The sequence below is a fragment of the Motiliproteus sp. SC1-56 genome (assembly GCF_017309075.1).
Taxonomy (GTDB): domain Bacteria; phylum Pseudomonadota; class Gammaproteobacteria; order Pseudomonadales; family Balneatricaceae; genus Motiliproteus.
In genome coordinates this window covers 70,232-83,915 of sequence record NZ_JAEMGS010000013.1, presented here as the reverse complement: position 1 = coordinate 83,915, position 13,684 = coordinate 70,232, and the positions used below count along the sequence as shown (strand labels likewise).

Here is a 13,684-nt window from a genome sequence, read left to right as displayed (position 1 = left end):
GAATGCGACTGCTGCTGATCGAAGACGACCCCCTGCTCGGCCAGGGTATTCAGGACGCCCTGACCCGCAGCGGCGAAACCCTGGACTGGCTGCGCACCGGCGAACATGGCTTGCTGGCGCTGACCAACAACGGCTTTGACCTGCTGATCCTGGACCTGGGGCTGCCGGACCTGGACGGCCTCGAGGTCCTGAACCGGCTGCGCCGCCGCGGCGATACTCTGCCGGTACTGATCCTGACCGCCCGGGACCAGGTCGCGGACCGGGTCCGGGGGCTCGACGGCGGCGCCGACGACTACCTGGTCAAGCCCTTCGACCTGGACGAGCTGCAGGCGCGGGTACGCGCCCTGCTCAGGCGCCACGCCGGTTACAGCAGTCCGCTGATTCAGCACGGGGAGCTGGAGGTGGATCCGGCAACGCGGGAAGTGCGACTGGGGGGGCGGGAAGTGCCCCTGTCACGGCGGGAGTACGGGCTGTTGCTGGAGTTTCTGCACCATCCCGGCCAGGTGTTGACCCGCGACCAGCTGGGTGAGCGCCTGTATGGCTGGAATGACGAAGTGGAGAGCAACACCGTGGAGGTCCACATTCACCACCTGCGCAAGAAGCTGGGCAGCGAGCTGATCAAAACCATCCGTGGCGTGGGCTATCGCATCGCCCCTGCGCGACAAGGAGCCGACGCTTGAAGTCGATTAGCCGCTTTCTGCTGATCAGCCTGCTGGCCACGGTCCTCAGCGTCACCCTGGTGGCCGCCCTGTGGAGCTACCGCGACAGCACCCACGAGGTGGAGGAGCTGTTCGACGCAGAGCTGGCCCAGATGGCCCGGGTACTGCAAAGCCTGCTCGGGCTGCAGCTCAAGCGCACTCACCTGTCGCAGCTGCGCGACGCGCTGAAATACAAACCCTTTGTCAGCCCCGGCCCCGAAGACGGCGGGAACGAGGACCTCCCCGAGGCGCTCCCTGAGGGGCACCGCTACGAGAGCAAACTGGCGTTCGTGGTCTGGAACGAGGCCGGCGAGGAGCTCCTCAGCAGCCTCCCCCAGACGCCGGGCCTCGGCTTCTCGCCCAGCCCGGGCTATGCCGGTGAACGGCTGGGGTCTCACAGCTGGCGCACTTTCACGCTCCACGATCCGGGCCTGAATCTCTGGATCAAGGTCGGGCAACGTGACGACGTCCGCCAGGAGCTGACCGACGAAATCGTCGCCCATACCCTGCTGCCCCTGGCCCTGATGATTCCGATCATCGGGGTGCTGATCTGGCTGATCGTGCGCCGCGGGCTGGCGCCCCTGCGCCGCATTCGACGGCAACTGGTGGCACGCACCCCCGAGCACCTCGAGCCCCTGGAGAGCCGGGAGGAGCCCCGCGAGACCCAGGCAGTGGTGGAGGCGATCAACGGTCTGCTGGCGCGGCTGGCCTCGGCGCTGGAACGCGAGCGCCGCTTCACCGCCGATGCAGCCCACGAGCTACGCACCCCCCTGGCCGGCATCCGCATCCACGCCCAGAACCTCTCCCGCCAACTTGAGGACAGCAGCGCCGAACCGGCCGCACGCATCATCGCCGGGGTCGATACCATGACCCACGTGGTGGAACAACTGCTGACCCTGAGCCGGCTCGAGTTCGCCGACCAGGACACCACCACCCTGGACCCGTTGCCGCTGGTGCGCTCAGTAGTGGCCGAGTTTGCTCCCAAGGCCCTCAACCGCGCCCAGCACCTGACCCTGGACGGCGAGCCGGGCCTGCACATCAGCGCTAACCCCACCGGCCTCACCATCCTGGTGCGCAACCTGCTCGACAACGCCAGCCGCTACACCCCCCTCGCCGGCGAGATCGCGCTGCGGCTCTGGCACGACGAACAGCGGGTGTGGCTCGGCGTGGCCGATACCGGGCCCGGCATTCCGTTGGAAGAGCGCCAGCGGGTGCTGCAGCGCTTTTACCGGCTGGCCGGACAGGATGTCAGCGGCACCGGCCTGGGACTGGCCATCGTGCGCCAGATCTGCGACCGTCATGGGGCCGAACTCCAGCTGGGGGACAGCCCCCTGGGGCACAGCGGGCTCGAAGTCCGAGTCGGTTTTCCCCGCGCCGAGGCCCCCGCCGCCGGCGCCTGCAAGCCCGCGCGTACGATTCAGGCGCCGTCTCTCTGAACCCAGACCCGGGCCCGCGTTTAAGCCTGCCTTAAGCTTGCCTCTTTAAGCTCCTTCCCCAACGACCGACTGGAAGGAGAACCCCATGAGCCGCTACCGCCTGACCGCCAATATCGAGTGGACCAGCAAGTGCAACGCCAAATGCGCCATGTGCCCGCGCCACGTGATCAGCAACCCCAAACTGATGACGCCCGAGACGTACGCCCAGGTCATGCAGCGCCTGAATCCCAAGGACCTGTGCCGCGCCCTGATCGCCGGCTACGGCGAACCCACCACCCACCCGCGCTTTATGGAGTACATCGAAGGCTGTCGCAGCCACCCGCTCCAGTTCGACCTGGTCAGCAACGGCGAACGCCTGGACGAGGAGAAACTGCGCCACCTGGATGGCGCCTTGGGGATGGTGATGGTCTCCTTCTCATCCATCAACCCGGACACCTACAAGGCGGTGCATACCAACCTGGACCAGGGGCGGGTGATGGAGAACCTGCGGGCGGCCAAGCGCCTCCTGAAACGGACTCACCTGTCAATCAGCCTGACCCCGATGCCCGAGTGCCTGGATACCCTGCCCGAGACCATCGAGTGGTTCCACAGCCAGGGCATCACGGACCTGCGCATGTCGCCCAACTTCTACAACCGCGCCGGTACCCAGGAGGAGCGTGAGCAGACCCGAACCCTGCGCAAGATTATTCAACGCTACAACCTCAACGCCCTGGACCTGGATTTCGTGCCGGGCCTCTGGGACGTGATGCAACAGCTACGCCACAACCGGTTCCGCTGCATTCCCCGCAACAGCTCCCTCTTTATCTCCTCGCTGGGAGATTACCTCTATTGCTACAACGACATGGCCCACGGCGAAACCCTGGGCAACGTGGCCGATATGGGGGTGCGCGAAGCAATTGAGCACCGCGAGCAGACTCAGGCCAGCGGCGAGCTCTGCACCCGCTGTAACATGCGCGGGCGTTACCAGGGAATGGAAATGCTGCAGGTAGCCGCCAGCTACCTGGGGCGCAAACTCATCGCCACGGGCTGATAGCGGCTCAGTCGCGGGGGCGGCGACGGCGTTCGATCTGCCGGCCGCCAACGCTGGGTCGGGTGCCGGCGCGGGTCAGGTGGTCCAGCCCCTGGCTCTCCAGGGCGTGGATCAGCATGGCCCGGATCTCGCCCTCGCTGTGCATACGCAGCGCGTTCTGCACCAGCCCTTCGGCCTGGCTCCGGCTGAAGGAGCGAATCACGTGTTTGACCCGGGGCAGGCTGTAGGCGTTCATACTGAGTGCATCCACCCCCATGCCCAGCAGCAACAGCACCGCCGCCGGGTCCGCCGCGAGCTCGCCGCAGAGACAGACGCTGAGGCCGTGGTGGCGGCTCTGCTCCATGATGTAGTGAAGGGCGCGGATCACCGCCGGGTGAAAGCGGCTGAACAGCCGGGCCACCTTGTTGTTGTTACGATCCACGGCCAGCAGGTACTGGGTCAGGTCGTTGGTGCCGATGGAGATGAAATCCAGCCGCCAGGCCAGAAAATCCAGCATGAACATGGTCGAGGGCACCTCCACCATGATCCCCACCGGAGGCTTGTCCACCTCCACCCCGTCCTCCTGCAGGCCGGTCATGGCCCGCTCGAGCAGGCGCAAAAAGCTGTCCACCTCGTCGATGCTGCTGACCATGGGCAACAGGATCTTGAGGTTACTCAAGCCTTCGTTGGCTCTCAGCATCGCCCGCAGCTGGCCCAGGTAGATCTCGGGATGATCCAGGGTGAAGCGGATTCCCCGCCAGCCCAGGTAAGGGTTGTCCTCCTTGACCGGAAAGTAGGGCAGCGGCTTGTCGCCCCCGATGTCCAGGGTCCGCATGGTCACGGGCCGAGGGTGAAACTCCTGCAGCACCTTACGGTAGATCCGGTACTGCTCATCTTCGGTGGGGAAGGACTCGTGGACCATAAAGGGAATTTCGGTGCGGTAGAGCCCCACCCCCTCGGCGCCGCGCTGCAGGCCCGGTGAGATATCCGAGAGCAGGCCGGTGTTGACGTACAGGGCGGTGGTGAATCCGTCGGTGGTCCGTGCGGGCTCCTCTTTGAGCTTGTCCAGAGAACGGTCAAACTCGCTCTCCTGGCGCGCCAGGCGGATAAATTCGGCCAACAGGGCGCTGGAGGGCTGAAAGTGCACGCGTCCCTGGTGGCCGTCGATAATCGCCTGCTTGCCCGAGAGCATTCTCAGCGGCAGCTCACCGACCCCCATCACCGCCGGCACCCCCAGGGCGCTGGCCAGGATCGCGGTATGGGAGAGAGCCGACCCCTGCATGCAGACGATGCCCGCCAGTCGCTCCCGCGGGATCTGGGCAATATCGGAAACCCCCACCACGTCCCCGACCAGGATGCAGGGGTGATCGTAACTGACCGGCTGGGCGTCGGGCTCAACCAGGAACTTGAGAATCCGCAGGCCAATATTGCGAATGTCCTCGCCACGGGCACGGAAATAGGGGTCTTCCATGGCCTCGAAGATGGCCGCGTGCTCCTCGATCACCTGCTTCAGGGCCGCCGGGGCGACCAGCCCGCCGGCGATCCGCTCGCGCACGCCGCGTTGCAGATCCTCGGCTTCGAGAATCAGCCGGTAGGCATCAAAGATAGCCTGCACGTCGCCGGGGGAGCCCGCCATCTGCTGATAGCCGTCATCCAGCTCCTCGCGCACCCCCTCAAGGGCGCGCTCGAAATGGGCCAGCTCGGCGTCACGGTCCAGGGCGCAGACCTCCTCCACCGAGCGAAAACTCAGGGTGCCGCCGGCGGAGACCACCCGGCCGATGCCGACCCCGGTAGAGCCGACAATGCCGTTGACGAAGCTGTTGGTCTTCTTCTTGCTTTTCAGCAGGTTGGAAACCTTACCGCTGTTGATGGCATGGTTCAGGGTGCCGGCCAGGTGGGCGGCGATGGTGACCATGAAGGCCTCGTCCTCGCCGTCGAAACGGCGGGCTTCGCGCTGCTGCACCACCAGCACCCCGACCAGCTCCCGGTAATGGACGATGGGCGCGCCGAGAAAGGCGTGGTAGGCCTCCTCGTGGGTTTCGGGAAAATAGTGGAAGTTCGGATGCTGCGGGGCGTCTTCAATGTTGAGCACCTGCTCGCGATCCCCGACCAGGCCGACCAGGCCGTCCCCCAACGGCATTCGCACCCGCCCCACCGACGCCGGATCCAGTCCGTCGGTGCACATCAGCACCAGCTCCTGGCTGTGGCTGTCCATGAGGTAAATACTGCAGACATCCCCCGCCATCACCTCTTTGACCTGGGTGGCGGTAATGCGAAGAATTTCGTCTAGGGACGCGGCGGCGCTGATATCCTGCACGATTCGCTGAAGACGGCCTAGACTGGGCATGGGACTTAACTCCTGATGTCCGAAATTGCGCGGTGCCCGACCATGGAACAACGCGGGGTCCCTGCCCATATTCGATCATCGGCGCGAAAAAAGAAAGCGCCCGGGACGGAGGAAGAGGCGAAACCGACCTCTTTTGGCCCGCTCGGGACTCAGGCCTCCCGAATCCGGTCGCGCCCATCTTTCTTGGCCCGGTAGAGGGCCGCGTCGGCCTGCTCAGTCAGCTCCCGGGGCGCCCCCTGGCGTTTGGGTACTCCGGTCGCAACGCCGATGCTGACCGTGACGTGATCCGCGCAGGACGCGTGCGCGTGGGGCAACTGCAACTCCCGCACCGCCTCGGCCAGAGCCTGGGCCACCTTGCGCCCGCCCCGGGGCAGCGTCTCAGGCAGCAGGACAACGAACTCCTCTCCGCCGTAGCGCGCCAGCAGATCGGCCGGGCGCCGCAACGTCCGCGCCATGGCCTTGGCCACCTGGCGCAGGCAGTCGTCCCCCCGGGCATGACCGTAGTGGTCGTTGTAAGCCTTGAAGTGGTCTATATCGATCAGAATCACCGACAACGAAGTGCCCGTGCGACTGGCCCGCAACCACTCCTCTTCGAGTTTGCGGTCGTACTCGCGCCGGTTCGGCAATTCGGTCAAATGGTCGAGCCGGGCCAGTGAAGCCAGCAACGCGGTGCTGCGCGTAGCCCGCAGCTGCAAATCGAGGCGCGCCTGGCACACCTTGGGATGGGTGAGGTCGAACATGACGTCGGTGGCCCCGGCGTCAAAGGCCGCCAGCTCCTGCTCGCTGTCCGCCCCCTGCAGCAGCAGTATGATCGACGTCTGACGGTGACGCGCGTCCTGACGCAGCAGGGTGCAGTAGGCGAAGGCATCGCCCCCCAGACTCAGCGCATCGAGCACCAGCATGTCCGGCAGGCAGGACTGGCCCTTCATCCAGCGATCCGCCGCCTCCGGATCGGCGACGGTGACGATCTCGTAGGCGGCTTCCAGCTCTGTGGTATTACACCGCTCGCCGATGCCCTGCCCCACCAGCAATACCACCTGGCGGGGCTTCAGCTCGCAGGCAGCGAGACTCTCCGGCGCAATCGGCAGCGCACTGCCGGCAAAAAAACCGGCCAGCAGATCAAAGGTCGGAAAGCCCAGCAGCGGCTTGTCCTGGGCGCGGGAGATCATCGCCGGCAGCCGTCGCTGAAACCGTCCTCCTTCCCACTCCTGCTGCCAACGCGCCAACAGCGTCTCGCCCGCCTCAGTGAGCTCAAGCCCGGGAAACGTGAGCCCCGCCGCCTCACACAGCTCGGCAAGTACGTCGGGATCGCTGATATCCCGCCCTTCCTGCCAATAGGCGCGGTAAACAAGGGTCCGCAGATGGGACTGCGCCTTGGGATCCTGAGCCTCGAGGTTCATCAGCAAGCGGTTGGCCGGGGCAGTATTGGGCCTGAAGCCGGGGGTGACGATATTGATCTCGGGCGCCCGTTTGCGCACCACCGAGACCTCGTTGATCAACTGGGTCTGGTCTGCCAGCGAGGCGTCGTGGCTGGCGGCGGCAGGCATGTGCTGGATTCCGCGCCAGTGCACGTTGCCCGCCTCCCCCATCACCAGCAGACGTTCGCTGAGGGCAAAACAGAACGGGCAATTAAAGTCCGAATAAAACAGGAAATCCGCTGGCAATGTCATCGCACCATGCTATCGCGCCGAGCCCCGGTGGCCGCCGCCTGTAACCATTTTGGCGTCTGCTTGCCCCTTTTCAACCAAAGGAACGGCTCTCGTTGACAAATATCAACGTCAAATTCACTTTCTCGGGGGAGCGGACGGCGGAAACGCTGTGACTTTCCCTTTGGCCTCGCTGATCTTGCTCACGCCTTCCTTGTCCACTTCGTCGATCCGCACCACCGCGTGCATGGGAATAAAACTGCGCTTGACCTGGGCAAAGGTGTTCTTGAGCTTCTCCTCCCCCGGGTCGACCACCATCTGGCTGCGACTGCCGAAAACGAACTCTTCCACCTCGATAAAACCGTAGAGGTCGCCCTGGTAGACCTGACGCGCATACACCTCAAACAACTGGTCCTGATTGACAAAGAGTACGCGGTAAATGCTTTGCTTGGGCATGGCCTCTCTCGCTGTTGATCGAACACGGGTGCGGGAGAATATGGGGACGGCCGGCCAAAATGCAAGGCGCTCAAAATCCGAGCAGCTGCCTATGCCTTTAGCCTGCGATGCGGGTATAATGGGCGGTTTTCATGCGCCACCTCCAGGTAGTTATCGATGACCAAGAAGCTCTATATCAAAACCCATGGCTGTCAGATGAACGAGTACGACTCGTCCCGCATCGCCGACCTGCTGGGTGAGAGTCACGCCATGGAGCTTACGGAGACGCCGGAGGAAGCGGATTTCCTGCTGCTCAACACCTGCTCAATTCGAGAGAAAGCCCAGGAGAAGGTGTTTCACCAGCTGGGCCGCTGGAAAAAGCTCAAAGAGGCCAACCCGGCCGTGATGATCGGCGTCGGCGGCTGCGTCGCCAGCCAGGAAGGAGATGCGATCCGCACCCGCGCACCCTACGTAGACATGGTGTTCGGCCCCCAGACCCTGCACCGGGTACCGGAAATGGTGGACCTGACCCAGCAGGGAAAAAGCGGCCACGTGGATGTCAGCTTTCCGGAGATTGAGAAGTTCGACCGCCTGCCCGCCCCCCGGGTCGAGGGCGCGGAAGCGTTCGTATCGGTGATGGAAGGCTGCAGCAAGTACTGTACCTTCTGCGTCGTGCCCTACACCCGGGGCGAAGAGGTGAGCCGCCCGGTGCAGGACGTCCTGCGCGAAGTTGGTGAGCTGGCCGAACAGGGGGTACGGGAGGTCAACCTGCTGGGGCAGAACGTCAACGCCTACCGCGGCGCCGATGCCGACGGGGAGACGCTGGACCTGGCCGAGCTGATCGCCGCGGTGGCCGCCATCGACGGTATCGACCGCATCCGCTTCACCACTTCGCACCCGGTGGAGTTCAGTGACAGCCTGATCCAGGCCTTCGCCGAGATCCCCGAGCTGGTCAGCCACGTCCACCTGCCGGTACAGAGTGGCTCGGACCGCATTCTGATGGCCATGAAGCGGGGCCACACAGCGCTTGAATACAAGTCCATCATCCGCCGCCTGCGTAAGGCCCGGCCCGACATCAGCCTATCCTCGGACTTTATTGTCGGCTTTCCGGGAGAGACCGAGGCGGACTTCAAAGCCACCATGGACCTGATCCACGAAATCGGCTTCGATAACTCGTTCAGTTTCGTCTACAGCCCCCGGCCCGGCACCCCGGCGGCGGAGCTGCCCGACGACACCTCCGACGAGGACAAAAAGCTGCGCCTGAGCGTACTGCAGCGCCGCATCAACGGCCAAGCCATGGCAATCTCCGAGGCCATGGTCGGCAGCGAGCAGCGCATCCTGGTCAGCGGCTTCTCAAAGAAGGACCCGGGCAAACTGCAGGGCCGCACCGAAAATAACCGGGTGGTCAATTTTGCCTGCGATGATCCCGACCTGATCGGGCGTTTCGCCACCGTCCGGGTGACCGGCGCCTTCCCCCACAGCCTCGCCGGGGAACTGATCTGTTCAGAACTTGATCAAAACCGTTAACCTGAACTATTACTGACCTAATCAAACGACGGCCGCGCACGCGGCCCACCACGAGGTAATTTGCGTCCTTGAGTACCGACACTGCAGTCCGTCTGACCCTTGAGCCTGACGACCCCCGTGATCTGGCCAACCTCTGCGGCCAGCTTGACGAACACCTGAAACTGATCGAATCCCGACTGGGCGTACAGATCAACAACCGCGGCAACAACTTTCAGCTGGTGGGTGACGCCAAAACCGCCAACACGGTCACGGATATTCTGAAAAAACTCTACAGCGAAGCCCGCAAGGGGACCCAGTTGACCCCGGAGATGGTCCACCTGTCCCTGCAGGAAGCCTCCGTAGAAGGCCACGGAAGCAAAGCCGGCAACGCCTCTGATGAAGTAGCCATCAAGACCAAGAAAGCGCTGATCCGCACCCGCGGTGACAACCAGCTCCGCTACGTGAAGAGCATCCTGTCCCAGGATATCAACTTCGGCATCGGCCCGGCCGGCACCGGCAAGACCTTCCTGGCGGTAGCCTGCGCCGTGGACGCCCTGGAGCGGGAAGAGGTGCACCGCATCCTGCTGGTACGGCCGGCGGTAGAAGCCGGGGAGAAACTCGGCTTTCTGCCGGGCGACCTGAGCCAGAAGATCGACCCTTACCTGCGACCGCTCTACGATGCCCTCTACGAGATGCTCGGCTTTGAGCGGGTGGCGCGGCTGATCGAGCGCAACGTGATCGAGGTGGCGCCGCTTGCCTACATGCGCGGGCGCACCCTCAACCACGCCTTCGTGATTCTCGACGAGAGCCAGAACACCACCAAGGAGCAGATGAAGATGTTCCTGACCCGGATCGGTTTTGGCTCCAGCGCCGTGATTACCGGCGACATTACCCAGGTCGACCTGCCCCGGGGCTGCGAATCGGGCCTCAAGCATGCCATGCAGGTGCTGCAGGGGGTGCCCGGAATCGGCGTTACCCACTTCAGCGCCAAGGACGTGGTCCGCCATCCCCTGGTGCAGCGAATCGTGCGGGCCTACGACAGCCACGATGCCGAACAGCAGCGAAACCAAGGATGAACCTGGAACTTGACCTGCAGCGGGCCACCCGGACTGCCGACCTGCCCGGTGAAGCTGAGTTTGAGCGCTGGCTGCGCCTGGCCCTGGGCGAACGGCAACAGGATGCCGAGATCACCGTGCGCCTGGTAGATGAGGCGGAGAGTCAGCAGCTCAACCGCGACTACCGGGACCGGGACCGTCCCACCAACGTCTTATCCTTTCCTTTTGAAGCGCCACCCGGTATCGAGCTAAACTTGCTCGGCGACCTGGTGATCTGCGCCCCGGTGGTCGAAGCCGAAGCCCGGGCACAAGGCAAAGCGCCGCTTCATCACTGGGCGCACATGGTGCTGCACGGGACGCTGCACCTGCTCGGTTACGACCACCAGGAAGAAGCACAGGCTCAGGAAATGGAAGCCCTGGAGACCCGGCTGCTGGCGGCCCTTGATATTCCCGACCCCTATGAAAGCCATTAAGAGGCATCCGTTTTCATGAGCGAAGACCGATCGAGTAACGGCCAGGGTTCCAAATCCTGGCTGGAGCGCATCGCACAAACCTTCTCTGACGAACCCAAAGACCGGGACAGCCTGCTGGAGCTGTTACGCAACGCGGAAAAATCCCAGCTGCTGGACGCCGAAAGCCTGGGCATCATCGAAGGGGCCCTGGAGGTCAACGATATGCAGGTGCGCGAGATCATGATTCCGCGCCCGCAGATGGTGGTGATCGACTCTGAACTCAGTCCCCGGGAGTTCCTCCCGGAAATGATCGCCTCCGCGCACTCCCGCTTCCCGGTAACCGGCGATTCGCCCGATGAGATCATCGGCATTCTCCTGGCCAAGGATCTGCTGCCCTACGTGCTCAGCGGCGGCATCGAGGATTTCGACATCCGCAGCCACCTGCGCCCGGCCACGGTAGTGCCCGAGAGCAAGCGTCTCAACATTCTGCTCAAGGAATTTCGCGCCAACCGCAACCATATGGCCATCGTGATGGACGAGTACGGGGGCGTTGCCGGTCTTGTCACCATCGAGGACGTACTCGAGCAGATCGTCGGCGAAATTGAGGATGAGTACGACGCCGAGGAGGACGATACCCAGATCAAGCAGTTCGACAACAACGGCTTTATCGTCAAGGCCCTGACCCCCATCGAAGACTTCAACGCCTACTTCAAGAGCGAGTTCGACGACAGCGAATTCGACACCATCGGCGGCATCGTCACCCAGCGTTTCGGGCGCCTGCCACAACGCGAAGAGGATGTGGACGTGGGCGGGTTCAACTTCAAGGTCCTCAATGCCGACAACCGGCGCATCCGCCTGCTGCAGGTCACGCCGCTGGAGAGCACCGACTGAACCATGCCCGCGCCCTCTGAGCGTCCCTCCCCGGGCTGGCGTGGCCACCTGCTGGCGCTGCTGAGCGGCGCCCTCGCCCCGCTGGCCTTTGCTCCCTTTCACCTCTGGCCCCTGGCCCTGGTCAGCTGCCTGGGACTGATCCACTGCCTGCAGGGGCAAAAGCCCGGGGCGGCGGCCTTCAGGGGCTGGCTCTACGGCGTCGGTTTTTACGGCGTGGGGGTCTCCTGGGTGTTTGTCAGCATCCACCGCTTCGGCAACGCACCGGTCTGGCTGGCGGGCTTTCTGACCCTGCTGTTCGTCGCCGGCATCGCCCTCTTCTTCGCCCTTCACGCCTTCGCCTACCGGCGCCTGGTGCCCGCTCACCGCCTGGGACTGCTGCTGGGCTTTCCCGCGCTCTGGGTACTGGCCGAGTGGTTCCGCTCCTGGTTTCTGACCGGCTTTCCCTGGCTCTACCTCGGCTACGCCCCCCTTGACACCTGGCTCGCCGGCTGGGCGCCGGTCAGCGGCATCTACAGCCTCAGCTTCTTGGTCGCGCTGGCGGCCAGCGCCCTTTATCTGCTGCCCCGCTACAGCTGCCCACGCCGTCGCCTTGGCCTGCTGGCCCTCGCCACCCTGCCGCTGCTCGGCGGCGCCCTCTTGCAACAGGTACAGTGGACAAGCCCCACGCAATCCCCTCCCCTGCGGGTGGCGCTGGTGCAAGGTAACGTGCCACAAGCCCTGAAGTGGGATCCGCGCTACCGCCAGCGGATTATCCACACCTACCAGAACCTCAGCCGGGACCACCTGGACAAGGACCTGCTGGTCTGGCCGGAAACCGCTTTACCCAACCTCCTGCATCGGGCCCGCCCTGCGCTCGCCCGTTTCGAGGAACAACTAACCGCTTCCGGCACCGCCCTGATCACCGGGGTACCGACGGTCGAAGCAACAGCCGAGCGCCCCCGCTATTACAACGCCATCGCCGCCCTTGGTGCGGCCGAGGGCATCTACCACAAACAGCGCCTGGTTCCCTTCGGTGAGTACGTTCCCTTGGAGTCCCTGCTGCGGGGGCTGATCGACTTTTTTGACCTGCCCATGTCCAACTTCAGCCTGGGGGCCGACGACCAGCCCCTGCTGCACCTTACCGAGGGCACGCAAGTGGCCGCATCCGTCTGCTATGAAGTGGTCTACCCGGATCTGATCGCCCGCAGCAGCCGGGAGGCAGGCCTGCTGCTGACGGTGAGTAACGACAGCTGGTTCGGAGACAGCCTGGCGCCCCACCAGCACCTGCAGATGGCACGCATGCGGGCCCTGGAGAACGGGCGCTTTATGATCCGCAGTACCAACAACGGGATCTCCGCCCTGATCGGACCGGACGGTCAGATCCAGGCCCAAGGCCCGCAGTTCAAGGCCGCCGTTCTGGAGGGAGAGGTACAACCCTACCAGGGCAGCACCCCCTTCGCCCGCTGGGGCTCACTGCCGGTACTTGCCGGCTGCGCCCTGCTGCTAGCCGGTCTCACCGCCCTGCCCCGAGCCCGGCGCGCACGGTGCTCGGCGCTCAGCTAGACCAGATCCGGCTGTCGCGGTGAAAATAGTGACAGCCGCAGTCGTGGCAGGGCTCCAGCACGGCGGTGCGATGCAGGGACACCAGGCTCCCACAGTCCAGGCAGCGTAATGTCCCCACCCCCGCCACCTCTCCGGCCAGGTAATCCTCGGGCCCGTGATCCAGGCGCTGCTGCAGCTCGGTATAATCGATACGGGTTCTGTCCGCCAGCGAGCCGAGCATGTCCGCCACCCGCTGCTCCAGCACGTTGAGATCGAACTTGAGCCAGGCCGCCAACCCCTCACCGGTCTTGTGGGCGAAAGCCCCCAGGTCCTTGAGATCGCGCTTGAGATACGCCTGCAGCAGGTCCATCTCTTCGCGGGTCATCTCCTCGGCGGCGAGTTCAACCTCCGCGGCCTCTTCTATTTTGCGCTTGATAAAGGGCCAGGACTTCTCTTCCAGCCCCTCCACCGAGAGGTAAACCCGTTCCAGCAATCGGTTGTATATCTCCGGGGCCTTCGCCGAGTGCTCGGGCCGATCCGGTTTTCTGTCGGAAGAGGTATCGCTCATGATCAGACTCCTGGGTAACCGCGGCGTGACCCGGTGGCGTCACCAAAAATCGCCTCCGGATGCACCTAATAGCCTAGCGTGGTTTAAGCGGCCCTGTTAGCCGGTCCCGCCCCGCCGGGG

General features: G+C 64.2%; 12 protein-coding genes. 8 read left to right on the top strand and 4 right to left on the bottom strand.

What is annotated here, in order from left to right:
- Window positions 1-2 precede the first annotated feature (2 nt).
- The 3 genes from JGZ97_RS14480 (at window position 3) to JGZ97_RS14470 (ending at window position 3,164) form a co-directional block, all read left to right on the top strand.
- Window positions 3-680, top strand: a complete 678-nt coding sequence (locus JGZ97_RS14480) for a response regulator (protein WP_207063361.1) — start codon at window positions 3-5, stop codon at window positions 678-680.
- Entirely contained in the window at window positions 677-2,134 is a 1,458-nt protein-coding gene (locus JGZ97_RS14475) for an ATP-binding protein (RefSeq protein ID WP_207063360.1), read from the top strand. Before JGZ97_RS14480 ends, JGZ97_RS14475 begins: the two co-directional genes overlap by 4 nt.
- 85 nt (window positions 2,135-2,219) lie before the next feature.
- Window positions 2,220-3,164 carry a radical SAM protein gene (locus tag JGZ97_RS14470; protein ID WP_207063359.1) on the top strand — a complete coding sequence of 315 codons (945 nt, stop codon included), beginning with the start codon at window positions 2,220-2,222 and terminating at the stop codon, window positions 3,162-3,164.
- 7 nt (window positions 3,165-3,171) lie between these two features.
- Here the strand turns inward: JGZ97_RS14470 and ptsP are convergent, their stop codons facing one another.
- The 3 genes from ptsP to JGZ97_RS14455 all read right to left on the bottom strand — a co-directional run bounded on the left by ptsP (window position 3,172) and on the right by JGZ97_RS14455 (window position 7,592).
- On the bottom strand, window positions 3,172-5,490 hold the full coding sequence (ptsP, locus tag JGZ97_RS14465; protein WP_207063358.1) for a phosphoenolpyruvate--protein phosphotransferase: 2,319 nt from the start codon (window positions 5,488-5,490) through the stop codon (window positions 3,172-3,174).
- Between the two features lie 149 nt (window positions 5,491-5,639).
- A complete protein-coding gene (locus tag JGZ97_RS14460) occupies window positions 5,640-7,160 on the bottom strand; it encodes a diguanylate cyclase domain-containing protein (RefSeq protein ID WP_207063357.1) in 1,521 nt (506 codons plus the stop codon).
- Between the two features lie 114 nt (window positions 7,161-7,274).
- Window positions 7,275-7,592 carry a DUF1820 family protein gene (locus JGZ97_RS14455; protein ID WP_207063356.1) on the bottom strand — a complete coding sequence of 106 codons (318 nt, stop codon included), beginning with the start codon at window positions 7,590-7,592 and terminating at the stop codon, window positions 7,275-7,277.
- Between the two features lie 156 nt (window positions 7,593-7,748).
- On the opposite strand from JGZ97_RS14455, the gene miaB reads away from it, so the two are divergent.
- The 5 genes from miaB (at window position 7,749) to lnt (ending at window position 13,017) form a co-directional block, all read left to right on the top strand.
- On the top strand, window positions 7,749-9,098 hold the full coding sequence (gene miaB, locus JGZ97_RS14450; RefSeq protein ID WP_207063355.1) for a tRNA (N6-isopentenyl adenosine(37)-C2)-methylthiotransferase MiaB: 1,350 nt from the start codon (window positions 7,749-7,751) through the stop codon (window positions 9,096-9,098).
- A gap of 68 nt (window positions 9,099-9,166) precedes the next feature.
- On the top strand, window positions 9,167-10,153 hold the full coding sequence (locus JGZ97_RS14445) for a PhoH family protein (protein ID WP_207063354.1): 987 nt from the start codon (window positions 9,167-9,169) through the stop codon (window positions 10,151-10,153).
- Window positions 10,150-10,605, top strand: a complete 456-nt coding sequence (gene ybeY, locus JGZ97_RS14440) for an rRNA maturation RNase YbeY (RefSeq protein WP_207063353.1) — start codon at window positions 10,150-10,152, stop codon at window positions 10,603-10,605. Before JGZ97_RS14445 ends, ybeY begins: the two co-directional genes overlap by 4 nt.
- A 15-nt stretch (window positions 10,606-10,620) precedes the next feature.
- Entirely contained in the window at window positions 10,621-11,475 is an 855-nt protein-coding gene (locus tag JGZ97_RS14435) for an HlyC/CorC family transporter (protein ID WP_207063352.1), read from the top strand.
- A 3-nt stretch (window positions 11,476-11,478) separates the two neighbouring features.
- Window positions 11,479-13,017, top strand: a complete 1,539-nt coding sequence (gene lnt, locus JGZ97_RS14430) for an apolipoprotein N-acyltransferase (RefSeq protein ID WP_207063351.1) — start codon at window positions 11,479-11,481, stop codon at window positions 13,015-13,017.
- Here the strand turns inward: lnt and JGZ97_RS14425 are convergent.
- Window positions 13,010-13,564 carry a zinc ribbon-containing protein gene (locus tag JGZ97_RS14425; protein WP_207063350.1) on the bottom strand — a complete coding sequence of 185 codons (555 nt, stop codon included), beginning with the start codon at window positions 13,562-13,564 and terminating at the stop codon, window positions 13,010-13,012. The genes lnt and JGZ97_RS14425 overlap by 8 nt on opposite strands.
- Window positions 13,565-13,684 lie beyond the last annotated feature (120 nt).

Bases quoted from the DNA above. Each gene is read 5' to 3' on its own strand.
- JGZ97_RS14480 (WP_207063361.1), top strand. From the start codon at position 3: ATGCGACTGCTGCTGATCGAAGACGACCCCCTGCTCGGCCAGGGTATT.
- JGZ97_RS14470 (WP_207063359.1), top strand. From the start codon at position 2,220: ATGAGCCGCTACCGCCTGACCGCCAATATCGAGTGGACCAGCAAGTGC.
- ptsP (WP_207063358.1), bottom strand. From the start codon at position 5,490: ATGCCCAGTCTAGGCCGTCTTCAGCGAATCGTGCAGGATATCAGCGCC.
- JGZ97_RS14460 (WP_207063357.1), bottom strand. From the start codon at position 7,160: ATGACATTGCCAGCGGATTTCCTGTTTTATTCGGACTTTAATTGCCCG.
- JGZ97_RS14455 (WP_207063356.1), bottom strand. From the start codon at position 7,592: ATGCCCAAGCAAAGCATTTACCGCGTACTCTTTGTCAATCAGGACCAG.
- miaB (WP_207063355.1), top strand. From the start codon at position 7,749: ATGACCAAGAAGCTCTATATCAAAACCCATGGCTGTCAGATGAACGAG.
- ybeY (WP_207063353.1), top strand. From the start codon at position 10,150: ATGAACCTGGAACTTGACCTGCAGCGGGCCACCCGGACTGCCGACCTG.
- JGZ97_RS14435 (WP_207063352.1), top strand. From the start codon at position 10,621: ATGAGCGAAGACCGATCGAGTAACGGCCAGGGTTCCAAATCCTGGCTG.
- lnt (WP_207063351.1), top strand. From the start codon at position 11,479: ATGCCCGCGCCCTCTGAGCGTCCCTCCCCGGGCTGGCGTGGCCACCTG.
- JGZ97_RS14425 (WP_207063350.1), bottom strand. From the start codon at position 13,564: ATGAGCGATACCTCTTCCGACAGAAAACCGGATCGGCCCGAGCACTCG.